The organism is Acetobacter tropicalis, assembly GCF_030644465.1.
Lineage (GTDB): Bacteria > Pseudomonadota > Alphaproteobacteria > Acetobacterales > Acetobacteraceae > Acetobacter > Acetobacter tropicalis.
On sequence record NZ_JAUYUW010000001.1, the window covers coordinates 229,885 to 254,329 of the forward strand.

Annotated in this window: 21 protein-coding genes; 9 read left to right on the top strand and 12 right to left on the bottom strand. The window is 57.1% G+C overall.

Features of this window, described 5'->3' with window-relative positions; genetic code table 11:
* Positions 1-357 precede the first annotated feature (357 nt).
* The 3 genes from QWU00_RS01080 to QWU00_RS01090 are packed head-to-tail and all read left to right on the top strand — an operon-like array spanning position 358 to position 2,437.
* Positions 358-654, top strand: coding sequence for a hypothetical protein (locus QWU00_RS01080; RefSeq protein ID WP_052051566.1), 297 nt, complete (start codon positions 358-360; stop codon positions 652-654).
* Positions 651-2,117: a PepSY-associated TM helix domain-containing protein gene (locus QWU00_RS01085; RefSeq protein WP_187668672.1), complete on the top strand. Its 1,467-nt coding sequence runs from the start codon at positions 651-653 to the stop codon at positions 2,115-2,117. The genes QWU00_RS01080 and QWU00_RS01085 overlap by 4 nt, the downstream gene beginning before the upstream one ends.
* The gene (locus QWU00_RS01090; protein WP_035382382.1) at positions 2,117-2,437 is read left to right on the top strand and encodes a DUF3325 family protein; all 321 of its coding nucleotides are present in this window, start codon (positions 2,117-2,119) and stop codon (positions 2,435-2,437) included. The genes QWU00_RS01085 and QWU00_RS01090 overlap by 1 nt, the downstream gene beginning before the upstream one ends.
* Positions 2,438-2,514: 77 nt before the next feature.
* Here QWU00_RS01090 and QWU00_RS01095 read toward each other — a convergent pair whose 3' ends face one another.
* Complete coding sequence (locus QWU00_RS01095) at positions 2,515-3,561, bottom strand: alpha/beta fold hydrolase (protein WP_231551921.1); 1,047 nt, start codon at positions 3,559-3,561, stop codon at positions 2,515-2,517.
* 268 nt (positions 3,562-3,829) lie between these two features.
* Here QWU00_RS01095 and QWU00_RS01100 point away from each other — a divergent pair, with 268 nt between their 5' ends.
* A complete protein-coding gene (locus QWU00_RS01100) occupies positions 3,830-4,006 on the top strand; it encodes a hypothetical protein (protein WP_156105429.1) in 177 nt (58 codons plus the stop codon).
* Positions 4,007-4,079: 73 nt separating this feature from the next.
* Here the strand turns inward: QWU00_RS01100 and pstS are convergent, their stop codons facing one another.
* From pstS to rpmI, 5 genes are all read right to left on the bottom strand, one after another.
* Positions 4,080-5,129, bottom strand: a complete 1,050-nt coding sequence (pstS, locus tag QWU00_RS01105; protein ID WP_045542833.1) for a phosphate ABC transporter substrate-binding protein PstS — start codon at positions 5,127-5,129, stop codon at positions 4,080-4,082.
* A 60-nt stretch (positions 5,130-5,189) separates the two neighbouring features.
* Complete coding sequence (gene pheT / locus QWU00_RS01110; RefSeq protein WP_035382383.1) at positions 5,190-7,649, bottom strand: phenylalanine--tRNA ligase subunit beta; 2,460 nt, start codon at positions 7,647-7,649, stop codon at positions 5,190-5,192.
* Positions 7,650-7,652: 3 nt separating this feature from the next.
* On the bottom strand, positions 7,653-8,723 hold the full coding sequence (gene pheS / locus QWU00_RS01115) for a phenylalanine--tRNA ligase subunit alpha (RefSeq protein ID WP_035382384.1): 1,071 nt from the start codon (positions 8,721-8,723) through the stop codon (positions 7,653-7,655).
* Between the two features lie 195 nt (positions 8,724-8,918).
* The gene (gene rplT, locus QWU00_RS01120; RefSeq protein WP_006557068.1) at positions 8,919-9,278 is read right to left on the bottom strand and encodes a 50S ribosomal protein L20; all 360 of its coding nucleotides are present in this window, start codon (positions 9,276-9,278) and stop codon (positions 8,919-8,921) included.
* A 14-nt stretch (positions 9,279-9,292) separates the two neighbouring features.
* The gene (gene rpmI, locus QWU00_RS01125) at positions 9,293-9,496 is read right to left on the bottom strand and encodes a 50S ribosomal protein L35 (RefSeq protein WP_006557067.1); all 204 of its coding nucleotides are present in this window, start codon (positions 9,494-9,496) and stop codon (positions 9,293-9,295) included.
* A gap of 460 nt (positions 9,497-9,956) precedes the next feature.
* On the opposite strand from rpmI, the gene QWU00_RS01130 reads away from it, so the two are divergent.
* From QWU00_RS01130 to QWU00_RS01145, 4 genes are all read left to right on the top strand, one after another.
* A complete protein-coding gene (locus tag QWU00_RS01130; RefSeq protein ID WP_035382404.1) occupies positions 9,957-11,432 on the top strand; it encodes a mannitol dehydrogenase family protein in 1,476 nt (491 codons plus the stop codon).
* 381 nt (positions 11,433-11,813) lie between these two features.
* Positions 11,814-13,142, top strand: coding sequence for a c-type cytochrome (locus tag QWU00_RS01135; protein ID WP_035382386.1), 1,329 nt, complete (start codon positions 11,814-11,816; stop codon positions 13,140-13,142).
* Positions 13,143-13,162: 20 nt separating this feature from the next.
* Entirely contained in the window at positions 13,163-13,639 is a 477-nt protein-coding gene (locus QWU00_RS01140) for a (2Fe-2S)-binding protein (RefSeq protein ID WP_006557063.1), read from the top strand.
* Positions 13,632-15,956, top strand: a complete 2,325-nt coding sequence (locus tag QWU00_RS01145) for a xanthine dehydrogenase family protein molybdopterin-binding subunit (protein WP_035382387.1) — start codon at positions 13,632-13,634, stop codon at positions 15,954-15,956. The genes QWU00_RS01140 and QWU00_RS01145 overlap by 8 nt, the downstream gene beginning before the upstream one ends.
* 162 nt (positions 15,957-16,118) lie before the next feature.
* Here QWU00_RS01145 and QWU00_RS01150 read toward each other — a convergent pair whose 3' ends face one another.
* From QWU00_RS01150 to QWU00_RS01175, 6 genes are all read right to left on the bottom strand, one after another.
* Positions 16,119-17,243 (bottom strand): hypothetical protein, encoded by a 1,125-nt coding sequence (locus QWU00_RS01150; RefSeq protein ID WP_035382388.1) that lies wholly within the window; start codon positions 17,241-17,243, stop codon positions 16,119-16,121.
* A gap of 187 nt (positions 17,244-17,430) precedes the next feature.
* Complete coding sequence (locus QWU00_RS01155; protein WP_035382389.1) at positions 17,431-17,877, bottom strand: SufE family protein; 447 nt, start codon at positions 17,875-17,877, stop codon at positions 17,431-17,433.
* The gene (gene hslU / locus QWU00_RS01160; protein WP_035382390.1) at positions 17,877-19,190 is read right to left on the bottom strand and encodes an ATP-dependent protease ATPase subunit HslU; all 1,314 of its coding nucleotides are present in this window, start codon (positions 19,188-19,190) and stop codon (positions 17,877-17,879) included. Before hslU ends, QWU00_RS01155 begins: the two co-directional genes overlap by 1 nt.
* Positions 19,190-19,795, bottom strand: a complete 606-nt coding sequence (gene hslV / locus QWU00_RS01165) for an ATP-dependent protease subunit HslV (RefSeq protein WP_035382391.1) — start codon at positions 19,793-19,795, stop codon at positions 19,190-19,192. Before hslV ends, hslU begins: the two co-directional genes overlap by 1 nt.
* Before the next feature lie 45 nt (positions 19,796-19,840).
* Entirely contained in the window at positions 19,841-21,853 is a 2,013-nt protein-coding gene (locus QWU00_RS01170; protein WP_035382392.1) for a response regulator, read from the bottom strand.
* On the bottom strand, positions 21,837-23,627 hold the full coding sequence (locus QWU00_RS01175; protein ID WP_035382393.1) for an ATP-binding protein: 1,791 nt from the start codon (positions 23,625-23,627) through the stop codon (positions 21,837-21,839). The genes QWU00_RS01170 and QWU00_RS01175 overlap by 17 nt, the downstream gene beginning before the upstream one ends.
* A gap of 390 nt (positions 23,628-24,017) precedes the next feature.
* Here QWU00_RS01175 and QWU00_RS01180 point away from each other — a divergent pair, with 390 nt between their 5' ends.
* The gene (locus QWU00_RS01180; protein ID WP_035382395.1) at positions 24,018-24,428 is read left to right on the top strand and encodes a hypothetical protein; all 411 of its coding nucleotides are present in this window, start codon (positions 24,018-24,020) and stop codon (positions 24,426-24,428) included.
* Positions 24,429-24,445 lie beyond the last annotated feature (17 nt).

Genomic DNA, 24,445 nt, shown 5'->3' on the forward strand with positions numbered 1-24,445 from the left:
CCTCCTGGGCGTTATCCACAGAATCTGTGGATAGACCTCCGGACAACAGCGGGACGATTACGGGATGAGGCGGGACAGTTCAGCCCACAATTTGAAAAATTTCTTTTTATAAAATAACAATTAGAAAGCGGCGATGTTGGAATAACCTTTCCCCTACACTCCATCACCCCAACGCGTCCTCCACGCACAATCTTACAAAACAGCGAGAAATCGGATTTCACTCGCCTCAGATATTGCAAATAAGTCGCAAAACAAACATGGTGACTTACCCATAGGAGTGCGGCACGCGCTTTCTTGCCCGTTTTCACCTTTTTCCTTTCAAGGCTCTGCGTTGCCTCGCGTGACAGTTTCTCTTTCATGATCTTGTTTTTAGCCCCCCGCACACAGGTTGCTCTGGCCATTACATCCCGTGTTCTTGCAGGAGTGGGTGGCGGTTACCTGTCTTCAGCACTTCTGGCCATTGCAACAGCCTCTGTCCTGCCTCTCTCTCGGTCTGATGCCACCATTGTGTCCACGCTTCTGGCATTGCTGTGCTGGCCTGTCATGATGATGATGTGCTTCAGCACCCGCACCGCCACACGGGCATGGGGGCTCACCGTAATGGTCTGCCTCGCACAGGCCGCCATTGCTCTCCTTGCAGGATGGCGACCATGAAGCCCACCTTTCGCGCCTGCATGGCCTGGCTGCACACATGGTCCGGGTTGGTCATGGGATGGTTGCTACTGGTCATAACTCTGGCAGGTACACTCAGTGTTTTTCGGCCAGAAATCAGCACATGGATGCGCCCGGAACTCAAAGCGCATATGGCTGTCAGCCCGGATGCAGCAACACAGGCGGCCATACAGTGGCTTTCCACGCATGCGGCCCATGCCCCCACATGGTATCTTGAAGCCGCGAATAGCCGTGCACCTTATGTGCAGGCCTTGTGGGAGGATGGGCAAACCTATCAGGACCACGCTCTAGATCCGCAAACAGGAAGCCCTTCCCTTTTACGGGAAACACGCGGCGGAGAATTCTTCTACCGTTTCCATTTTGAATTACAGCTTCCCTACCCTTGGGGCAGATTGATGGCAGGCATAGCCGCCATGGCGCTTGTCCTGATACTCCTCACCGGCATTGTGGCCCATAAGCGTATTTTTCTGGATTTTTTCACCTTCCGCCCCAACAAGGGACAGAGAAGCTGGCTGGATGCCCACAATCTTCTTGGCGTGGTAGCGCTCCCCTTCCATCTGATGATCGCCTTTACAGGCGCATTGACGCTCGCCAGCATGTTTATGCCGTGGGGACTCACCACCCTGTATCATCAGGATTTTGCGGCGCTAGAGCATGATTTCAATCCAGCCGACATGGACCGTCCCGCTTCCGGCAAGGCGGGAACGCTGGCCCCCATTGGCCCTGTTCTGGCTGATATAAAACAGCGTTTTGCCCCAAATGATCTCATCCGCCTGACCATCAGCAACCCGTCAGATGCATCCTCCATCATCATGGCCGTTGCCGGACAGAACGCCTCTGGCGTGGGGGTAGAAACCCATACTCTCAGTTACGATGGCACAACAGGCAAGCTCCTTGCTGAGCATATAGAAAAACGGCCCATCATGGGGTTTTATCGCTTCCTGTATGGGCTGCACGTTGCCCACTTTGCGCCCGCCTTCACCCGTTGGCTTTATTTTCTGTCCGGGTTGGGGCTTGCTGGCGTGATTGCCACTGGCCTGCATTTATGGACACGCAAACGCTGCCACCGTGAACGTGGTCTTGGGTTCCTGCTCGTGGAGCGCCTGAATGTGGGTATGATAACGGGCACCCCCACCGCTTTTGCGGCCTTTTTCCTCGCAAACCGGCTTTTGCCTCCCTTTATGGCCAACCGCGCGCAAATAGAAATTCAGACAGTGTTTGGCGTATGGGCCATCCTGCTTCTCTATGCCGCCGTGAGCCCTCCCTCGGTGGCATGGCGAGACCTGATGAGTGTGGCGGCTCTGGCCTGTCTTGGCGTCACCTTTTTTAACGGCCTGCCTCTTACGTCCTTGCAGCTTGGCGTCGGCGTGACGGCATTCTCTCTGGCCTGCCTGTTTTTTTACACGGCACGACGCATGGGCCGATCAGCAATAGGTCAACCCTGATGCTTCTGCCCATTGCCTGTCTGGCGCTGATTGCTGTGTGCTTGCTGGCCCTTGCTACACCTCGTCAGGCTACAACGCTTTTTACGCCGCCACTACGGCCCCGGCATCAGTCACTCTTACGCACGGCCGGATTTTTCCTGCTGGGAGCATCCTTCTTTCTGTGCTGCCTTGCAGAAAACGCTGCACGACTTCTGCTCGCCCTTACAGGCCTGTTAAGCATCTATGCTGCTCTGGCAGCCCTTTGCTGCACAGCATGGACCCATTTCAGAAAAAACCCTCACTCACACCACACGGCAACGCGCCCTAAGCACCCACGCTGAGCAGTCATCTTTCACACCTGAAAAATGATCTGCAAAGACAGCATGAAAAGACGAAATACGCCTCTCCAATTCGCGCTCTATTGCTCGGGAGAAAGCGTCTTCAGCAACGCTTTATGAAAGGAAACCGGGTCCTGAATCTGAGGCGAGTGTCCAAGGTCCGGAAACAGAATGAGGCGCGCATGAGGGATCGCATTGGCCGCAGCTTTACCCAGTTCTGGATAATGGCCCAGTTGTTTCTGAACCTCCGGCGGGGCTGCTGCCTTGCCTATGGCGGTGTTATCCTTCGCCCCAATCATCACCGTTGTGGGCACTGAAATTTTTCCAAATTCATATACCACTGGCTGCGTATAAATCATGTCGTACAGCAGGGCGGAATTCCACGCCACAGTCTGCTTGCCTGCCCCACGATACATCCCCGCCAGCATCTGCACCCATTGTTCATACTCGGGCCGCCACTCACCCGCGTAGTATGTCTGCTTTTCATAAGTGCGGATGGTGTCTGCTGTTGTTGCCAGTTCACGCGCGTACCATTGGTCCACGCTCAAGGATGGCACTCCTTTTGCTTTCCAGTCTTCAAGTCCTATCGGGTCCACCAGCACAAGCTGCGCCGTCTGATCCGGGTACATCAAGGCGTACCGCACTGCCAGCATGCCCCCCGTAGAGTGGCCTATCAGCACCGGATTGGAAACACCAATACTGGCCAGCAGATCATGCGTATTGCGCGCCAGTTGCTGAAAACTGAACTGATACCGCTCCGGCTTGCTGGATTTGCAAAAACCGATCTGGTCCGGTGCAACAACCCGGAACCCTGCATTTACAAGAACCTTGATTGTCTGCTGCCACGTCGCTGCACAGAAATTCTTGCCATGCAGCAAAACTGCTGTGCGTCCATTTGGGGTTTGTGGATGCACATCCATGTAGGTCATGTGCAACCCTTGCCGTTGAGAAGAAAAGCTGTATTGCGCCACAGGATAGGGGTACATAAACCCTTCAAGTTCAGGGCCATACTGCACCGTTTCCGCATACGCCACCGGCTGCATAGCCATCATGCCAACACAGCCCCCCAGCGCCATCACACTTGTCAACTGCAACAAGGTGACACAGCAGTTTTTCTTCTTTTTCATTCTGCTTGCTTCCTTATCCCGGCCCATCTTCACCATACACAGACCCGCGCTTTACCTCTGCCGCTACGGCACAAACGCGCAATAGCAAACTCGTTTCATTTCTGCCCCTTCTCCTTTGATCCGATTTTCCACCGCGCCTTCGTCTGACTGAAAGATTTTTCAGGCAAACAGAAAAGACCGCACGATACCACGGGAAGACGCAGTCCCCTCTTTGTCAGGGGCACAGGATACCCGGCCCGCCACGTAGGCTAAACCAGTCAGAGTGAACGTGGGAATTGCCAAAAACAAAGGAAATTATACTGGAAAAAGAAGAGTGCTGTCCGCTGAAACTGCCCACCAGAAGCCTTTTGAGGAAAGCATCTGCGGCTTTATTTTCACTGATTTAAGAAGACGTTTTTTGTGTTTAAGTAGCGCAGAGAAAAATACTCAACACATCCGCCGTTGAACAAAAGCCCAATGTGCGCAACCGCACAAAATGCACTCAACTGACCTGAAAGATTTTTCAACATCGCCTGCTGTCAGGGCTTTGCGTCACTATTCAAACGTTGCAGCACCGCATCTCGGATACGGGCGGGAATGGGCACGTAATCCAGCTTGCGGCTTTCCGCCTCCCCCTCTGTCAGCCCCCATGAAAAAAAGCGGCTGACAGCCTTGCCGTGTGGCTTTGCCAACGAGGCCCGAGGAACCAGCGCATAGGTAGTGGTGACAATGGGCCAAGCCCCCTGTCCTTCCGTATTGCACAAGGAAGCCGTCAATGTGTCATCAGTCCACTCGGCTGAGTCTGCGGCTTTTGCAAAACTGTCTGCTGTCGGCACAACAAACTCTCCAGCCCGGTTCTGCAACTGCACTGTTGGCATATGGTTCCGTTCCGCATACGCGTATTCCACATACCCCACACTTCCCCGCGTGTTACGCACGTAAGATGCTATTCCGTCATTCCCGCGTGCGCCTGCCCCTATGGGCCATGCAACAGATGTCCCCCTCCCCACATTCTCTTTCCATTGGGGAGCGACCTGGCTCAGATAATCCGTGAAAACATAGGTGGTGCCAGAGCCATCCGCACGATGCAGCGGGGCCACTGGCAGATCAGGTAATGTCAATTCAGGATTAAGGGCGGCAATACGGGGGTCATTCCAAACGGCAATACTGCCATCATACAACCCCGCCAGAACAGGGCCGGTCAGCTTCAGGCGGCCCTCCGGCACACCGGGCACATTCACAATCACCACAATGCCGCCAATAGCGGTGGGAAACTGTAGCAGCTTGCCTTTTTCCAAGCGCTCCGGCGCCATGGGCGCATCAGACGCACCAAAATCCACCGTGCCCGCCAAGACCTGATTTTGGCCCGCCCCAGAGCCAATGGTCTGGTAATTGACCTGCACCCCGGTTTTGGCAACGGAATCCGAAGACCACGCCTCATACAAAGGAGCGGCAAAACTGGAGCCTGCTCCTGTAATACGCTCCGCCGCCAGAGATTGTGGCACCCCGGCCAGCCACACGGAGGCCAGTAGAGCCGAAAGGGGAGCAACACGCCGGACATTACGGCCAAAAGCCCCTGCACACAGCATCCTCATCCCTTTCTCTCCCTGCTTTTTATGGTTTTGCAGGCTTTAACGCCTGCACACCCGTTAACGCAGCACAGCACCTGTGGCTTTGGTAACGGCTGCCACAATCCGCTCGGACACAGCTTCCAGTTCCGCATCCGTCAGGCTTTTGTCCACTGGCTGCAACGTGACTTCAATACCAATGGAACGATGGCCTTCGGGCACATGCGGGCCTTCATACACGTCAAACAGACTGACACCCGCCACCAGGTTCCGATCCGCCCCACGCACGGCCCGCAGCAGAGCCTCGGCAGGCACATCACGCCCGACAACAAACGCAAAGTCACGCCTTACAGGCTGGAAGGCAGACAGGGATGGAGCAGATTTCTTACGGCGCTTGGGTTCGGGCACCGCATCCATCAGCACCTCGAACCCGACAACAGGCACATCAATGCCTTCTGCCTGAAGCAAAGACGGATGCAATTCACCAAAATAGGCCAGCACGTTCTTTGGCCCCTGACGCAGCACACCAGAGCGCCCCGGATGATACCAGGACGGTGCATCGGCTGTGGTTGTCAAAGCATCGGCACTTACGCCAAGCTGCGTCAGCAGTTCCAGCGCATCGGCCTTGGCCGCCCATAGGGAAACCGCACTGCTTTCCTGCCCCGGATAACGGGGAGTATGGCCTGTGCGCACACCAGCCGCCACCAGCGTCTGAGCTTTTTCAGAAAAAGCTGGGCCGACTTCAAACAGCCCGATATCCGCCCAACCACGTGCGCTGTTCCGCTGCGCGCTTGCAACCAGATTGACCAGCGGCGTGGGCCGCATCTGGTCCAGATCAGACGCAATGGGGTTCAGCAGACGCAGACTGTCTGGCGCACCGCCAAACCGCAACGCTTCCTCGTGCGAGACAAACGAGAAACCAACGGTTTCCACCAGACCACGCGCAGCCAGAATACGCCGCGCACGTGCTGCTCGCGTCTGTTTGGCTGTCAACGCCACGCCCGGCACCACACTTAGCGGCGGCAACGGAACGGCTGGCACACTATCCAGCCCTTTCAGGCGCAGAATTTCTTCAACCAGATCACTTTCCGCTTCAATCTGGTCAACGCCTTCAGCCGCCTTGGCCGCAACATCGGCAGCAATATCCGCGCCCTGAGCCAGAACGGACTTCTGGGCAATATCATTCCGCCAGGATGGTACGCTAACCCGCACGGCCGCGTCCGTCTGCTCCTGCACCTCAAAACCCAGCTTTTCCAGCAGGGTCACGCTCTCCTGCGGCGGCACATCCAGCCCACCAAGTGTTTTGACACGTTCAAAACGCAGCGTCGCGTCACGCTGCCACGCAGGTTGGTCACCAGCAGAAACAACCTCGCTGGCTTCACCACCACACACATCAATAATCAGACGGGTAGCGGCTTCCAGCGCGGCAACGGGAAGTGCCTGATCGACCCCACGCTCAAACCGGTAGCTGGAATCAGAAGAGACCCCTACCCGGCGCGCGCTCAGCGCAATACGCACCGGGTCAAACAGCGCACATTCCACAAACACATCGGTCGTGCTTTCATCCGCGCCTGATGCTTCGCCGCCCATGATCCCGGCCAGAGACTGCACGCCATTCGCGTCTGCAATCACGCAATCATCTGGCGTGACGGTGTAATCCTGCCCATCCAGCGCCCGGAATGTCTCACCCTCACCGTGGCACATCGTCAGGCGGCCACCTGCAAGCTTGTTCACGTCAAACACGTGCAGCGGACGGCCCAGATCAAAGCAGAAATAGTTGGTGATATCGACCAACGCGGAAATGGGCCGCAGACCAATACTTTCCAGCTTACGCCGGAGCCATTCAGGGCTTGGCCCGTTTTTCACACCCCGGATGGTGCGTCCGAGAACCCAGGGGCAGGCTTCCGGGTAGCTGTTCTCCCACACAACGAGGGAGTCAAATGTGCCATCCACCGTATCTGCCAGCCAGGGGCGCAAGGTGCCCAAACCTGCTGCGGCCAGATCCCGTGCAATACCCCGCACACTCAGGGCATCGCCCCGGTTGGGCGTGATGGCAATTTCAATCACCACATCATCCAGCCCGGCAAAATCAGCATAGGACTGGCCGGGCAGCGTATCGTCAGGCAGTTCGGCAATGCCGTTGCTTTCTTCACCCAGCCCCAGTTCCCGCAAGGAACAAAGCATGCCGCCGCTGGCTTCGCCACGGATCTTGCCGGCTTTGATGGTGATATCCAGCCCCGGCACATACGTGCCCGGTGGCGCGAAAATAACGGCCAGACCAGCACGTGCATTCGGCGCGCCGCACACCACCTGCACATCCTGCAAACCCGGACCAGCATCCACACGGCAAACCTGAAGACGGTCTGCATTGGGATGCTGCGTCGCTTCAAGAATACGGGCGGTCAGAAACGGCTCTATGGCCGCGCCACGGTTTTCAACGCCTTCAACCTCAAGGCCAATCTGGTTCAGTTTGGCGCAGATTTCAGCCAGCGTGGCGGACGTTTCAAGATGGTCATACAGCCAGGATAGCGTGAATTTCATGGCTTACACCCCCTCGTGCAGCAGCGCGGGCGCAAGCGGGTCAGACCCGTAATGGCGCAGCCAGCGGATATCACTTTCATAGAACGAACGCAGGTCCGGAATACCGTTCTTCAACATGGTCAGCCGTTCAATGCCCATGCCAAAGGCAAAGCCCTGCCACTCACGCGGGTCCAGCCCGCAATTGGCCAGAACACGGGCATGCACCATGCCGGAGCCAAGCACTTCAAGCCAGTCATCCCCTCCGCCAATCTCACCTGTACGGCGGGACCACCCGATATCCACTTCCATGGAAGGCTCGGTGAACGGGAAATAAGAAGAACGGAAACGCACAGGCAGATCCGGCTTATCAAAAAACACGCGCAGAAATTCGATCAGGCAGCCCTTGAGGTGCCCCAGCGTAATGCCTTTGCCCACCACAAGCCCCTCACACTGATGGAACATGGGGGAATGTGTGGCATCATGATCTGCGCGATAAGTGCGCCCCGGACAGATCACGCGGATAGGCGGCTTCTGCGCCAGCATGGTGCGGATCTGCACGCCAGAGGTCTGGGTCCGCAGAACGCGGGTGACATCCAGCCCCGGCGCGGGGGGCAGATAAAAGGTATCATGATCCGTGCGGGCCGGATGGTGATCAGGCGTGTTCAGCGCGGAGAAATTGTGCCAGTCCGTTTCGATATCCGGACCTTCCGCAACGCTGAAACCCATCGCCCCGAAAATGGCGGTCATTTCTTCCACCGCGCGCGCAATCGGGTGAATGAAGCCCTGTTGCACCGGCGGCGGCGGTAGAGACACATCCACACGTTCAGCCACCAGACGCGCTTCAAGCTCCGCAGCTTCCAGCGCCTTGCCGCGATCTTCAACAGCGCGGGTCAGTTCATCCCGCAGGCGGTTCAACGCCACACCGCGCGCCTTGCGCTCATCCGGGGCCATTTTCCCCAAGGCTTTTAACAAGGTTGTCAGGCGGCCTGATTTACCAAGAGTGCCGACACGAATAGCATCCCATGCCCGCAGGTCTGCGGCCTCAGCCAGTTCGGACAGGACATCCTGCCGCAGAATCTCAAGATCGTCGCTCATGAAACCTCGCACGAGGGAAAAAATACGCTACAGGGCGGATACTCTCTCTGCGGCGCGGAGAAAACCCCTCCCCACAGAAAACCAGCCAAAAGCCGGGGTGGCCACCCTACCTCAACCGCTGTTCAAACCATCACTGGCAATAAAAAAGGCCGCCCAGACTGGACGGCCTTTTCTAACACTTTATCGGCCGAAATTTCAGGCAGCCAGAGCGGCCTGAGCTTTCTTCACGATTTCAGCGAAGGTTGCGGCGTCATCAAAAGCGATGGCGGCCAGAACCTTACGGTCGATTTCAATACCAGCCTTGTCCAGACCGTTGATGAAACGGCTGTAGGTCAGGCCATGCTCACGCACGGCGGCATTGATACGCTGGATCCACAGAGCGCGGAATTCGCGCTTCTTGTTCCGGCGGTCACGGTATGCGTACTGGAGAGACTTTTCGAGCCGTTCCAGAGCAATACGGTAGTTTGTGGAAGACCGACCACGGAAGCCCTTGGAAAGTTCAAGAACCTTCTTGTGACGGGCGTGCGTGGTTACACCGCGTTTTACACGTGCCATTTCTCAGATACTCCTCAAACCAGCCCGTAGGGTGCCCACTGCTTGACGGTACGACCGTCCTGCGGTGTCATCACCTGTGCGCCGCGGTTGGTGCGCTTCATTTTCTGCGGGCGCTTGATCATGCCGTGACGCTTGCCGCACGGACCAGAGAGCACCTTGCCGGTTGCGGTGATCTTGAACCGCTTCTTGACCGACGATTTGGTCTTCATCTTGGGCATTTCTTTACTCCTGAAAGCTCGAAAAACGCGTCGCCCCATAAGAACGACAGAACACGGCCGGGCATGCCCCACAAGCCCGGACGCGTGTGCGAAGGGCCTCCCTTAACGGAAGCCCCTTACATTTTCAAGTCATCTCCGCGCAGGATTTTTCAGTCAGAGTATGTTATGCTCCATTCACAGTCAGGCCACACGCACCTGTAAAGCGTTATCAGCCGCCTCCTGCCACTGGGGGGGGCATTCCATGCCTTCATGGCATAAGGCACCTGCTGCGGGTTCCCCTTTTCATCATGGCCCCCGCGGGCCATCCTGCCGGGCAACCCTGTGCTTTCTTCCGCACTTTCTCCTTCGCGCACGGCCTGACCCATGTGCACAGAAGCGCAAAACAGTATTTAGCTGCGCGCTTCTTTTCACCTTTCATGCCCCATTGGGCGTGAACAACATTATGAGGTACGCCACTTTCATGACTCCCCTTTCCAACGCCACGCTCAAACAGCTTCCGCCGCAGGTTCTCACTTCTGCTTATGACCGTCAGAAGACCACACCCGGCATTGCACATCTGGCTGTTGGCAATTTTCACCGGGCTCATCAGGCGATGTATGTTGATCGGGTTCTGGCTCGTCCCGGCCAGCAGGATTGGGCGATTGTAGGCATAGGGCTACGCGATAATGAGCGTGAAACCCGCCGCGCGGCCATTATGGCCGAACAGAACGGCCTTTATACCCTTACCGAATTTGCAACGGATGGCGGCCATACCACGCGCGTGCTTGGCGCCATTACCGAGTATGTGCAGGCAGCAAAAGACCGGGCCGGAGCCATTCGTCGGCTGGCTGACCCTGCCATTAAGATTGTCAGCCTGACCATTACAGAAGGCGGCTATTATGTAGATGCCGATGGCCGTTTCATGCTTGATGATCCGGCCATTGCCGCTGATCTGAAACGGGATGTGCCGGAAACCGCCTTCGGGCTGGTGACGGAAGCCCTGCGCCTGCGCCGGGATAGCGGGGTTGGCCCCTTCACCGTTCTCACATGCGATAATCTGCGGGATAACGGTGTGGTTGCCCGCACGGCCTTCTGCTCCTACGCCAAAGCCCGTGATGCTGCTCTGGGAAAATGGGTTGCGGAAAACGTGACCTTCCCCTCCACCATGGTGGACCGCATCACCCCATCCGTTTCATCAGCAGATGTTACCCGACTGGACGAACTCAGCGGCGTTGCGGACAAGATGCCTCTATTTGCTGAAGATTTCACCCAGTGGGTTGTAGAAGATAATTTCTGCGCGGGCCGTCCGGAACTGGAAGCGGTGGGGGTAGAATTCACCAACGATGTGGGGCCGTATGAGCAGGTCAAGCTGCGCATGCTCAATGCCTCTCACTCCATGCTGGCCCTGCCCGGCCTGCTGATGGACTATCAGACCGTGCCAGATGCAATGGGTGATACCTCTCTGGTCACACTTCTGGAGCAGTTTCTGGCACAGGATGCCTCCCCCTTCATCACGCCTCCCAAAGGTGTTTCGCTTGAAGGCTATGCCCATCAGGTGCTGCACCGCTTCCGCAACCCGGCTGTGGGTGACCAGCTTCTTCGTATTGCATCAGACAGTGCATCCAAACTGCCTGTCTTCCTGACAGACACAGTAAAAGGTGTGTTGGGGGCCAACAAGGATCACCGCCGTCTGGCATTTGGCGTCGCGTGTTTCCTGGAATATCTGCGCGGCGAGACGGAAAGCCACAAATCCTACACGCTGTCTGAACCCGGGCTGCCTGATGCGGCAAAGGCTCTGGCGCTGGAGAGTGATCTGGCCGCAGGCCTGCAGATGCCGGTCTTTGCCGGATGGGGGCTGGATGCTTACCCCGCCTTTACAAAAGATGTGGTGGCTCTGCGCACCAGCATGCGTGAGCACGGCGTGCGCCACACCCGGAAAAATCTAGGCTTGTCATAACAAAACCCCTTCTCCTGAAAGGCTCCAGCGCTTTTCAGGAGAAGCACCTCCCGGTCCCCAACACAATAAAACGGCGTAATGTCACAAGCCTTGACTGCATGGCTTTCATGCAAAATTGGCCTTGTCTATATACGTTAAAACATAGATGCTGCGAAAATCAGCGGTTTCTTCTAACATTCTCGTGATCCAAATAAATCTTATTCATTTTTTGGCGCGCGAGAGCCGAACCTATGCGTTTATTTGCTACTCAATTCAAGATAAGCCTTATCTTTAAGAAATAACGGGCCTTTAGACTGCCGCCTGCCAACGCCAGGGAGGGAAGACTGCTGTGGCGGTCTTTCTGCGTATGGTGGGCGCTGTCTTTACTGGATTGGGGGTAGAGTGATCAAACGTCTCTTAGCCGGAGTGGTTGGAGCCGGTGTCCTGGGTGGACTCGGCTTCCTGTATTATGCGTGGTACCCGCCTATCGCCACAATTGATCCACCGGCGGCGAGCAGCTTCTCGGCGGAGCAGATTGAACGCGGCCGCATTGTTGCGGCTGAAGGTTATTGCGCGGAATGTCACACCCGCACAGACATGGGCGGTGGCCCGGAACTGGCGGGTGACTACAAGATGGAAACCCCGTTCGGGGCCATCTATTCCTCCAACATCACGCCGGACCCGGAAATGGGGATTGGCCGCTGGTCAGAAGAAGCACTGCGTCGCGCCATGCGTCTGGGCGTCTCCCGCAAGGGTGTACACCTGATCCCGGCTTTCCCGTATGATCACTTCACCAAAATGACGGATCAGGACATTTCTGATCTGTACGCCTATCTCATGACCCGCCCGGCCGTACATATGGCGCGGCGTCCGAATGAACTGCCTTTCCCGCTCAGCCTGCGCATTGGTCAGGCAGCCTGGAAACTGCTGTTCTTCACCCCCGGCATATACAAGCCTGATCCAAGCCATGATGCCTTGTGGAACCGTGGGGCCTATCTGGCGGAAGGCAACGCCCACTGTGGCGCGTGCCATACACCCCGTAACTTCATGGGGGCCGAAAAGAAGGGCTCCATGTATGATGGCGCGGTTGTGGATGGATGGATTGCCCCTCCGCTGAACGACAAGAACCCCACCCCCACCACCTGGACCGAAGACGAACTGTATCAGTATCTGCGCTTTGGCGTGGCCCCGCTGCACGGTCCTGCCGGTGGCCCCATGTCTCCTGTACCGCACCGCTTCCTGTCTCAGGTTCCGGAATATGATGTGCACGCCATTGCCCATTATTATGCGGACGTGGACCACGCTGCGGAACGCGAGAAGCATGACAAGGTCGCCCTTGCCCGTGCCATGGAGCAATCCAAGATTGATCTGATCGGCCCGAATGTGGACCCGGACGCCAAACTGTATCAGGGCGCCTGCGCGGCCTGCCATTACAATGCGGCCCCTTCCCCTGTGCTTGGTCGCCCGGATCTGGCGCTCAACAACGCCCTGTGGCTGGACGAGCCGACAAACCTCTTCCAGGTAATGCTGCGCGGCCTTACGGCTGAAGAAGGCCAGTCCGGCATTGCCATGCCCAGTTTCTACAATGCCCTGTCCGATGCCGACATGGCGCGTATTGCAGCCTATCTGCGCCGCACACGCACCACCCTGCCGCCGTGGACAGACCTTGAGAAGAAAGCCGCTGAAGTGCGCGAGACCGTCAAGACCATTCCTGTCAATTCTTCTCACTGAGACGGCACACGGAGCCAGACATGATTAAGTTCAAACTCAATGGCCGTGACGTATCCGTCGATGTGCCAGATGATACCCCCCTTCTGTGGGCACTGCGGGACGAACTGGACCAGACCGGCACCAAGTTCGGGTGCGGTGTGGGCCAGTGCGGTGCGTGCACGGTGCATGTGGGTGGGCGCGCCACGCGCTCCTGCATCACCCCTGTCAGCTCCATTGAAGGTGCTGAAGTAACCACCATTGAAGGCCTGCACCCGGAAGGCAAACATCCGGTGCAGGAAGCATGGCGTGACATTCAGGTGCCTCAGTGCGGTTACTGCCAGTCCGGCCAGATCATGCAGGCGGCAAGCCTGCTGAAGGATTATCCGGACCCCACGGATGAACAGATTGATGGCGTTATGGGCGGTAGCCTGTGCCGCTGCATGACGTACATCCGTATTCGCAAGGCTATCAAGAAAGCCGCTGCCGCCATGCGTGAGGAGACTGCATCAAATGGGTAAACTTGAACGCATTGCGGCACAGCAGGATCGCGCAGCAGGACGTGGACCAACCCGCCGAGGCTTTTTGCTGACGGCTGCTGGCTCCGCTTTTCTGTTCGGGTTCGCGCGGGAAGCCAAGGCCGCGCAGACTTTCCCCGCTTCTGCCGGGCTCCCCGGTGATGGCGCTTTTGAACCGACCATCTGGTGCTCCATCGCACCGGATGGCGTGGTGAACGTCAACGTCATCCGTGCGGAAATGGGCCAGCACACCGGCACCGCCCTCGCCCGGATCATCGCGGACGAAATGGAAGCCGACTGGGACAAGGTCAAGATCACGCAGGTGGATACAGACCCCAAATGGGGGCTGATGGTCACAGGTGGGTCCTGGTCCGTGTGGATGACATGGGATGTCTTCCGTCAGGCTGGTGCGGCAGCCCGTACGGTCATGGTGGAAGAAGGCGCCAAGCTGATGGGTGTTTCGCCCGCCAGTTGTATCGCCCGCAATGGCCGCGTGGTTGCAGGCAGCAAATCCATTTCCTATGGCGATATTGTCAGCCGCGCGCACCCCACGCGCACCTATACGCCTGATGAAATGGCCAAGCTGCCGCTGAAACCGGCCTCCGAACGTCGCCTGATCGGCAAGGACGTCAAGGCGCTGGATATTCCGGCCAAGACCGACGGCACCGCCATCTACGGGATTGATGCCAAGCTGGACGGCATGGTGTATGCGCGCCCCAAACTGCCGCCAACCCGCTATGGCTCCAAGGTTGTCTCTGTAGATGACAGCGAAGCCAAGAAGATCAAAGGCTATATCCGCTATATCGTTCTGGAAGACCCGTCCGATACTGTGCCCGGCTGGGTTGCCGTTCTGGCGTCCTCCTACCCAGCGGCCATCCGCGCGACGGATGCGCTGAAAGTCACCTGGACACCGGGCAAGACAGCCAATGTGTCTGAAAAGGACATTATTGAGCACGGCCGCAAACAGATTGCCGAGAAAACCGGTGGGTCCTGCGTGTTCAATGATTCCGGGGTGGATGAAGCCTTCTCGTCCGCCAAGCAGGTTTTTGAACGCACATATACCTGTGCCTCCGTGCTGCATTACCAGCTTGAACCCATGAATGCGCTGGCACGCCTGCAGGACGGCAAATGGGAAATCCATTGCGGAAACCAGTGGCAGTCGCTGTTCCTGCCGGTTATTGCCAAAGCCTTGCAGGTGCCGGAATCTCAGGTGGTCATGCGCAGCTATCTTCTGGGTGGGGGCTTTGGCCGCCGCCTGAACGGGGACTACGCTGTACCCGCAGCGCTCATCTCCAAGGCGCTGGATGGCAAGCCGGTCAAACTAATCCTGACCCGTTCAGACGACATGCTGTTTGACTCCTTCCGCTCCCCATCCATTCAGACGGTGCGCGTGGCGTTGGATGACCAGAAAAGCCTCAAAGGGTGGGAGCACCACGCTTCCGCTGGCTGGCCCACAGGCGTGATGGCTGCGGCCTTCATGGAAAAAGGAGCCGACGGCAAACCTTACGATCAGTTCGCCATTGCTGGTGCTGACCATTGGTATGATGTTGGCCCCATGCGGGTGCGGGCGCTGGATAATGATCTGGCTGACGCCACCTTCCGTCCGGGCTGGCTGCGTTCGGTCAGTTCCGGCTGGACGCCTTGGGCGCATGAAGCCTTTCTGGACGAACTGGCGCACGAACTCGGCAAAGACCCTGTGGACTTCCGCCTATCCCTGCTGACGGCCAAAGGCCGGAACGTAGGCAGCGCGCCTGATTCCGTTGGCGGCGCCACCCGTCAGGCCAACGTGCTGAAGCGGCTGGTGGAAAAATGTGGCTACGGTAAAGTGCAGTTGCCCGCTGATACAGCCATCGGCATTGCCACAACCTTCGGGCAGGAACGCGCCATGCCCACCTGGACGGCGGGTGCCGTACAGGTGCATGTGGACCGCAAAACCGGCGTTGTGACCTGTCAGAAAATCTGGCTAGTTCTGGATGCGGGCACCATTGTGGACCCCGATGGCGCAGCCGCGCAGACAGAAGGCGGTGCATTGTGGGGCTTGAGCATGGCGCTGTTCGAAAACACGGAAATTGTGAACGGCAATGTCCGGGACCGGAACCTGAACACCTACACGCCCCTGCGTATTTCAGATGCACCCGAAATCGACATCGAATTTGTGGAAAGCACTGAAAAACCCATGGGCCTTGGGGAACCGGGGGTCACCACCATTGGGGCGGCCATTGCCAATGGCGTCTTCAATGCCGTGGGCGTACGACTGCGCCATCAGCCCATTCGTCCTGCGGATGTGCTGAAAGGCCTAGCTGAGAAAAAATCTGCTTAAACCCAGCCTTTTTCTACGGCATGCACTATAAATGAAAAAAACCGGCATCCTGTTTTTCAGGAGCCGGTTTTTTTATCTCCTCAAGGAGTATGACCTCACCCTTCTGACGAAGTTTTCAAACAGTGCGTTGGTTTGCAAAACATGGTGGCTGCCCCGACAGGCCTAACCATCCCTCTGTTTCATAAAACGCATGATGGCCAATGCCCCCCGTTTTGATGCTCCCAGAACTGGATCTCCCAAAGACTCCTTCACAAGCTTTTCCTGCAAGGGGCGATACCGGGCATGAACCGCGTGGGCGCGCATGATGGCTGGCATGACTTCCTCTGGCTGCTCAACCACTTCCCCCAAATTCCAGTGCAGAAAATGCGGGTTGTTCCGCCAGTTTACGCCGCTGGGGTTCAGGAACACACAAGGCCTCGGCTTGACTAGAAATTCGTAAACCTGACTGCTGACATCCCCTACATAGATATCCGCATGGGCCGTGTAGGTCATGTCAATCAGCCGGTCAGAATATGTATCCACATGAATGGTAGGAGCATTATAACGCTTCATAAAGCGCGTTTTCATGCCAAGGCTTTTATGAAATGTCTTGATGTGCGGGGCCACAACCAGATTATAGCGTGATTGTGCCTGAAACCCCTTGAACAAAGCCGGCATGAAGCGTTGCAAAGAAGAAAGCTTACGCTTGCAATGGGCATTATAAAGCACAAAGGGGTTGGCGTTTGAAAATAACCCCACAGGGTAATCCTGCTGCATTGCGGCGCACACATCCATGCGCGGCAACCCAACAGTGGCATAATGGCCTTGCCTTACCAGATTTTTCTGAAGGCTGTATTGCTCAACTTTTGGCCCCGGCAGCAGAATAAAATCAAAATCCCGCATCAGGGCTTCATCATCCACCAACCGATCCCCTGCCCCATGCAGCACAAGGATCAGTTTAGGCCGGGTCACTCCCAATTTGCGTAAAATGCCCGCCGTATATTCGGTGGCTACAAGAGCATCATACTGGTTCAGTTCTTCTGCATTCTGCCGCAGCAGCATCAGCTTTACCCGATCCAGACGCTTTGCTGCCTCGTGCATTTTTATCGAAAAAGAACGTTCCAGAAAACGCATCTCCGGTTCTGGCGCATCCATTGCGCGGCTGATCCGCTTCAAATGCTCCTGCGTTTCCGGAAAGTTGTAGTAATTGACAACATGAACGCCGGCATAAGCCTCAAGCGCCAAAGCCAGAGAGGCGCCATGATAACACTGATACGGCTCGGCAATATAAAGGAACGCTATGTTCATGACGGGCCGAGCCTGCGCAGACCATTATGGAAAGCCGCGGCCATTACCCCGTCCAACCGGCTATATAATCGATACAAAATACGGCCCCTGATACACGACGCCCTCTTTCCTGCTTTCAAGCAGAAAAGAGGGGGCAAAAGCGTTTCTGCCCGCTCCTATCAGAAACAGGCAGAAACCGTACTCTGATTTAGGAAATTTTTTGGGGTGTTGCTGCGGAACGAATTGCCCGCGCCATGGCTTCTACCCCATTGCCGCGATTGGTGGACAACGCCTGCACCAACCCCAGATCCCGCAAAAACTGTGGGTCTGTAGCCAGAATTTCATCCGGGCTGCGTCCGGAATAGACACGCAGCAACAGCGCCACCAAACCGCAGACAATGGCGGCATCGGAAAGACCGGCAAAATACAGAATGCCATCTTCCTCCTTAGCCTCCAGCCAGACCTGGCTCTGACATCCCGGCACCCGACGGGCATCATCACACCAATCCTTGGGAAATGGAGGCAATTTGCGCCCCATTTCTATGATGTACTGATAGCGCTCCATCCAGTCATCAAACAGTTCCAGCTCATCACGAATGGCGTCAATGGCTTCGGCTGCGGTCTCTTCCGCAGGGAGAACGAACGGCGCCTCCATTACAAAATAAACCGGCTGAGATCACCCTTGCGGGCCAACGGGGCAACCTTGTCATTCACAAGCGAGGCTTCCACCACAATGGTTTCCCCCTTCCGGTCAGAAGCCGTGAAGGAGATTTCTTCCAGCAGTTTTTCCAGAACCGTGGCCAGACGACGTGCGCCTATATTTTCCACCCGTTCGTTAATATCCGCCGCCAGTTCAGCCAGAGCATCCACTGCGCCATCAGAGAAGGAAAGCGTCACACCCTCCGTCCCCATCAGAGCGGTATATTGCTTGAGCAAAGAGTGTTCGGGATCGGTCAGGATAGACCGAAGATCCTCACGGGTGAGCGGCTGCAATTCCACACGAATGGGCAAACGCCCCTGCAGTTCCGGCAGCAGATCAGATGGTTTGGCCAGATGGAACGCACCGGAGGCAATGAACAGAATGTGGTCTGTCTTCACCGGCCCGTATTTGGTGGAAACCGTTGTGCCTTCAATCAGCGGCAGCAGATCACGCTGCACGCCTTCACGTGAGACATCGCCCCCGCGTGCGCCGCCTTCTGCCGCGCGGGCGCATACCTTGTCGATCTCATCAATAAAGACAATGCCGTTATCCTGCGCATGAGCTACGGCTTCACGCGTCAGGGCTTCATTATCCAGCAGTTTGTCCGCTTCTTCCCGCTCCAGATACTCACGCGCGGCGGCAACCTTCAGACGGCGCTGCTGGGGTGTGCGGTTCATGAAGCCTTTCATCATCTCGCCAAAATTGATGACATTTCCGGGCATCACGCCAGGCATTTCGCCCCCACCCTGCGGCGGCGCTTCAACCACGGCAATATCAACCTCTTTATCTTCAAGGTCGCCATTGCGCAGCATGGTACGAAACTTGTTTTTGGTCTCAGCCGCAGCACCCTGTCCCACCAGAGCATCTACCAGCCGGTCTTCCGCCGCCTGCTCGGCCTTCACCTTCACATCACGCCGCCTGACATCACGCAGCATGGTGATGGAGGCCTCCACCAGATCACGCACAATGCTATCCACATCGCGGCCCACATAGCCCACTTCCGTAAACTTGGTGGCTTCCACTTTCAGGAAGGGAGCCTGCGCCAGCTTGGCCAGCCTGCGGGCAATCTCGGTTTTACCGCACCCGGTCGGGCCAATCATCAGGATGTTCTTGGGCACAACTTCCTCACGCAGTCCTTCACCTAACTGCGCACGCCGCCAGCGGTTACGCATGGCAATGGCCACAGCCCGCTTGGCGTCACCCTGCCCTACGATAAACCGATCAAGTTCCGAGACAATTTCTCTGGGGGAAAAGGTTGGTGCTTCCATCACGCTTCTCCCTTGCCGGTTGCCGTGCTGGCAGAAAGCGTTTCCACCCTGACGGAATGATTGGTGTAAACGCAGATGTCCCCGGCAATTTTCATGGCGCGGCGCACAATTTCCTCCGCATCCAGCCCGTCTACGGTCAACAACGCACGGGCAGCAGAAAGGGCGTAATTCCCGCCGGACCCGATAGCGATAATGCCATCTTCCGGCTCCAGCACATCACCGTTCCCGGTCAGGGTGTAGGAATGTTCAGCATCCGCCACGGCCATCATGGCTTCCAGCCGACGCAGATAACGGTCTGTCCGCCAATCCTTGGCCAGTTCTACACAGGCCCGCTCAAGCTGGTTGGGGTAGCGTTCAAGCTTGGCTTCAAGCCGTTCAAGCAGGGTGAAGGCATCCGCCGTGGCTCCGGCAAAACCTGCCAGAATGGACCCGGACGGGCCAATGCGGCGCACCTTGCGCGCATTGCCCTTGATGACGGTCTGACCCAGTGTCACCTGACCGTCACCTGCCATGGCAACGTCCGGGCCACGCCGAACACAGAGGATAGTGGTCCCGTGCCATCCGACGGGATCATGCGGGGAGGAGGCTGTGTGATCGCTATACATGGTAGAAAGAAATAGGCTTTCCTTCCGTCAGCACAAGAGGGGAGTTTACGCTGCCAGCATTGCCCGCACGTCCCCCAGCAGCGCATCCCGCGTGTAAGGCTTGTGCAACACCGTTACACCGGCAGGCAGAAGCCCCAGATCCGTATACCCCGTGACAAACAGAACCCGTAGATCCGGCCGCAGAACATGAATGCGCCTTGCGGCTTCATCGCCATTCATGCCCGGCATCATCACGTCCATCACCACCAGCGAGATTTCCGGCCTGCCCTCGACCATGGCCAGAGCTTCCGCCCCACTTGATGCCTCCAGAACCTCATAGCCAGCCCGACGCAGGAAGCCGGATGTGACACTCCGCACCCCTGTCTCGTCATCCACCACAAGAATGAGGCGTCCGTCCCCTACGGGCGGCAGCGTAGCGGCCCGTTCCTGCTGTGCTGGCAGTGGGGTCACGACAGAAGAAGAGGAGTCTTCCGCGTTCACATCCGTCGCCATGGCTGGCAGCCAGAGTTCTATGGACGTCCCCCCTCCCGGCACGCTTTCCACACGGACTTCACCCCCGCAATGGTTGATGAAGCCGTAAATCATGGAAAGACCGAGGCCTGTTCCTTTTCCAATATCCTTGGTGGTGAAAAACGGATCAAAAATACGGGCCTGCATTTCCTCTGTCATGCCCACACCGCGATCCATCACCTGCACCACCACCCACGCACCGCCAGCGGCGGCCGTGGTGCTCCGCCCAAGCAGACGCGCCGCCTTGCGCACTGAAACGCTGATAGTGCCCCCATCGGGCTGCGCATCCTGCGCGTTGATGCACAGATTGAAAATGGCCAGTTCAAGCTGCACTGCATCTGTCCAGACCGGCGGAAGAGCCTCATCCGGGATATCAAACTGCACGGAACCAATTCGGCTAGCGGCTTCCTCGCTGTTTGCGCCCAGGGCGGTTTGCAGGTCATCAGGTACCTGCCCACGCACCATGAAACTTTGCAGATCTCGCAAGATCTGCCCCACCTCCACCTGCTGGCAAGACAAATGGCGCGGACGGCTGAAATCAAGCAGTTTCTGCGTCAGCGCGCCGCCGCGCCGTGCAGCCTCTATTGCATTATGGAACAACCGCGCCACCCCAGGCTCCTTGGGCGGCTCAAGATCCATCACCAGTTCAAGCGATCCCATAATGGCGGTGAGCAGATTGTTGAAATCATGCGCAACACCTCCGGCAAGCGTTCCAATAGCCTGCATTTTCTGCGCCTGCCGTAGCCGCTGTTCCAGATTGAGCAGATCTGTCACATCCCGATCTATCAGGATGGAATAATCAGCCAGTTCATCTTTTCGCGGTTGTCCGGCGTCATCCGGCGCGCCCCCCAGTTTCATACGGGTGAGGTCATGCCAGCGGGCCTGCCCGTCCGGGCTGGTGAGCCTGAGAACCTGCTGGTCCCGTGCGCCAGAGGCCAGAGCCGCCTGCGCCTCTTCAAGGCTTTGCAGGCGTTCAGCATCAATCAGGGCGTCTTCTTTCTGCCCGATACAGTCAGCAGCAGAACGACCAAACTGCGCTGCCATTTGCTGGTTCAGGCGGATAAAACGGCCTTCTTCATCCTTGAACGCAAGCCCGAAGGGCAGGTTGTCCAGAAGCCCACGCAAGAGCCGTTGCTCGCACGCCAGTTCCTTTTCAAGCTCATACCGCCCCGCCGCCTGCGCCACCATAGAGAGCAGGGTTTCATCATCCCATGGCTTATAGGCAAAAAACGAAATCTTGCCCTGATTAAGAGCGGCCTCCACAGCAGAGATATCCGCATATCCCGTCAGCAGGATAGCGCCTGCGGACGAAACCATGCGCGCACGCGCCAGAAAGGCGTCCCCAGTCATGTTGGGCATACGCTGGTCGGAAATTATGACGGCCACATCCGGAGTCTGCTGAAGCAGGGCCAGCCCCTGCTCTCCTGATGATGCGGAAAGAACGTCGTACGTCTCCTCCAGCAGATCAGCCAGCGCGACAAGAATTTCAGGCTCATCATCTACAACCAGAACAACGGCTTTCCGGTCTGGCTCAGGCAGCGTAATCACTCCGCCTCTCCTCCACAGCCCTGTAAGGCACCCGCAATGTAAAGCAGGCACCACCTTTTTCCCGCGCGTTTGTCACAACTATACTCCCACCATGGGCCTGTACAACGCCGTAAGCGGTGGCCAGTCCAAGCCCGGTCCCTGAGCCTACAGGTTTTGTTGTAAAAAACGGTTCAAATATCCGTTCCTGCAAATTTTCAGGCACTCCGGGTCCGGTATCACTGATACGGATCACGTAATCCTGTCCCTCCTCCTCGCCTTGGCGGGGCTCGAGACAGGAGCTGATTTCTATACTGTCCTCTTCCACCACCGGGGAAAGATGCTCCTTGTTTTCACGCCGTTTTTCCAAAATGGCGTCTGCTGCATTACTCACAATATTCATGACCACCTGATTAACCAGTGCCGCCTGACAGAACAGTTCTGGCGGCGCATCCAGATGGCAGACAACGCGGATCTCCTGCCCGAGTTTGGGCGCAAGCAGCATCAGCACCATAGCCAAGGCCTCGGGCACATCCAGCCGGGTAAATTCGCCTTCCTCCAGTCTCGAAAATCGTCTCAGACTAGCCACCAGATCCCGCATGCGGGAGAGGCCGACAAAAGAGGACGCAAGACGTTCCTGGCTTTTGGTCAGCGCGCTTTCAGCCCCCTGCATGTCCCCTTCCCGCACGGCCTGCATGGCGCGCGTAATGCTGCGGTTCACCGTGCCTTCATGCGCCAGAACAAAAGCAAGCGGGTTGTTGAATTCGTGCGCGATCCCTGCTGCCAATTCCCCCAGCGATGCCATTTTGGCAGACTGCACCAGTTTGGCCTGCGCCTCGATCAATTTCCGGTTGGCGGCAGCCAGATCCGCATTCACACGCCGCAGGGCATCGGCCAGTGCCATACGGGCACGTGCGCTTTCAATATGCGCGTCTTCCCGCCGCATTTCATCCTGCAAGATCTTGCGGCGCACAAGGCTGCCAATACGGGCCAGCAACAGATCTGGGGAAATATCGGCATCCACCAGATCATCAATCCCCGTTCCGAAGGCAATGACCGCCAGATGGCTGGAAACCTGCCCCCGCTCCGCCATGCCCAGCACCCGAATACATTGCCGGTTCCTGCGCCGCATGGCCACTAATGTGCGGGCCAACGCCAGCCCATCAAAAAGCGGGCAGCCCAGATCCACCACCACACAATCCGATGGATGGGGACCAACCGGATGCGCCGAAAAATCCAGCCGGTCAGGATCATCTATCAGCTTTACGGATTCGCCATCCTGCTGAAGCAGTTCCACCAGCAAAGGCACGCCCGCATTACCGCCTCCCCGCCAAGACCACAGAGCACCGCCCGGGGCCGTGACCACCGCAACCGATGGCTGCCGGAAAACCGCATTTTCCCGTGCGGGCGTTTCCTCATCATAGTCCCGCAAGAGGGCGCAGATGCGAAACATCAAAAAAGCGGGGTCCCCATTCAGGGGGAAGCAGGCATCAGCCCCCCGCCCCAGAACTTCATGCTCCACCACGGCATCAGCGGCGTGTGTCAGCACCACAACAGGAATCCCTCGTGTTACGGAATTCAGGCGCAAACGCTGACAAAGCTGGCTGGCCGCCATATCCGGCAGAGAAGCCGCAATCACCAGCATATCCGGCAGAGAGGCATCAAACCCGTTAAAGGCTGCTTTCCCATCGGGAAACACAAGAACCTTGAAGCCACGCTGGCTAAACTGGGCGACAAGACGCTCGCTTTCTGCGTCTGCTACTCCCACAAGCCAGATTGTACACGACAAAAAATTCATTCCTGCTCCGCTTCAGGCTCACTCAGCCGGAAAATCTCCTTTGGTCTTTTGCAGCGTTCACCTTGCGCACGCTGTATCCTATTACTGATGCTTCGCCCTACTGGATAGAATTGGCCTCCCCCTGGAAGATACCGCCATAATCCTGTTTTCCTTTAACAAATTGCCCCGGCATCCGTCTGCTCTCGAATGCGTTATCACCCTCTGACCATAGCCGGTATGCGTGCCTTAGCTCCCGTGCAGACGTAGCCGGAAAACCACGCTCTATTGTCTTTTTACTGCAGCGGTGTGACCAGACCGCACGGTGGTGTATAGTCAGCACCATCATGTCTGCGCGCCTGCGGTTCAGGTTGATGCAGAAACCCGTATTACGCCCGAAGGAACTACAGGACCATGGACCAGCGCCCTAACGCCAATTTTGCTCGCCCTCTGGCGTTTTCCTCCCGCTCGGCAGACGGGTCTCCTCTGGCTTTCCGGCTGGTGCGCACCGGCATCTGGTCTGTCTGCTATTTTGCATTCTATTTCATTCAGCAACTGGCGGAACTGTTTGCCCCCCTGCTGCTGATTGCCGGCGTGCTCTGGAAAGTTCTGCCTGCTCTGGTTGGAGCATTGTCCCACGCGGCCGTTGCGGCTGACCCTCAGGCTAAAGATGCGATCACCAACGTTGCCGCAGCCATCCCGCAACATATCCTTGTAGCCGGACATGACCTGACGGCGGGCGGTCTGATCTGGGATGGCATTCTGCTGATGGGCCTTGCTGCCGCAGGCGCCACGCTCGCTACGCTGGCAGGTAGAAACCTCTAAGCCATTTAGTCTAACAG

What these genes read in the sequence shown, in the direction of transcription:
- QWU00_RS01080 (WP_052051566.1), top strand. Translation starts at nt 358, where the DNA reads ATGATCTTGTTTTTAGCCCCCCGCACACAGGTTGCTCTGGCCATTACA.
- QWU00_RS01085 (WP_187668672.1), top strand. Translation starts at nt 651, where the DNA reads ATGAAGCCCACCTTTCGCGCCTGCATGGCCTGGCTGCACACATGGTCC.
- QWU00_RS01090 (WP_035382382.1), top strand. Translation starts at nt 2,117, where the DNA reads ATGCTTCTGCCCATTGCCTGTCTGGCGCTGATTGCTGTGTGCTTGCTG.
- QWU00_RS01095 (WP_231551921.1), bottom strand. Translation starts at nt 3,561, where the DNA reads ATGAAAAAGAAGAAAAACTGCTGTGTCACCTTGTTGCAGTTGACAAGT.
- pstS (WP_045542833.1), bottom strand. Translation starts at nt 5,129, where the DNA reads ATGCTGTGTGCAGGGGCTTTTGGCCGTAATGTCCGGCGTGTTGCTCCC.
- pheT (WP_035382383.1), bottom strand. Translation starts at nt 7,649, where the DNA reads ATGAAATTCACGCTATCCTGGCTGTATGACCATCTTGAAACGTCCGCC.
- pheS (WP_035382384.1), bottom strand. Translation starts at nt 8,723, where the DNA reads ATGAGCGACGATCTTGAGATTCTGCGGCAGGATGTCCTGTCCGAACTG.
- rplT (WP_006557068.1), bottom strand. Translation starts at nt 9,278, where the DNA reads ATGGCACGTGTAAAACGCGGTGTAACCACGCACGCCCGTCACAAGAAG.
- rpmI (WP_006557067.1), bottom strand. Translation starts at nt 9,496, where the DNA reads ATGCCCAAGATGAAGACCAAATCGTCGGTCAAGAAGCGGTTCAAGATC.
- QWU00_RS01130 (WP_035382404.1), top strand. Translation starts at nt 9,957, where the DNA reads ATGACTCCCCTTTCCAACGCCACGCTCAAACAGCTTCCGCCGCAGGTT.
- QWU00_RS01140 (WP_006557063.1), top strand. Translation starts at nt 13,163, where the DNA reads ATGATTAAGTTCAAACTCAATGGCCGTGACGTATCCGTCGATGTGCCA.
- QWU00_RS01145 (WP_035382387.1), top strand. Translation starts at nt 13,632, where the DNA reads ATGGGTAAACTTGAACGCATTGCGGCACAGCAGGATCGCGCAGCAGGA.
- QWU00_RS01150 (WP_035382388.1), bottom strand. Translation starts at nt 17,243, where the DNA reads ATGAACATAGCGTTCCTTTATATTGCCGAGCCGTATCAGTGTTATCAT.
- QWU00_RS01155 (WP_035382389.1), bottom strand. Translation starts at nt 17,877, where the DNA reads ATGGAGGCGCCGTTCGTTCTCCCTGCGGAAGAGACCGCAGCCGAAGCC.
- hslU (WP_035382390.1), bottom strand. Translation starts at nt 19,190, where the DNA reads ATGGAAGCACCAACCTTTTCCCCCAGAGAAATTGTCTCGGAACTTGAT.
- hslV (WP_035382391.1), bottom strand. Translation starts at nt 19,795, where the DNA reads ATGTATAGCGATCACACAGCCTCCTCCCCGCATGATCCCGTCGGATGG.
- QWU00_RS01175 (WP_035382393.1), bottom strand. Translation starts at nt 23,627, where the DNA reads ATGAATTTTTTGTCGTGTACAATCTGGCTTGTGGGAGTAGCAGACGCA.
- QWU00_RS01180 (WP_035382395.1), top strand. Translation starts at nt 24,018, where the DNA reads ATGGACCAGCGCCCTAACGCCAATTTTGCTCGCCCTCTGGCGTTTTCC.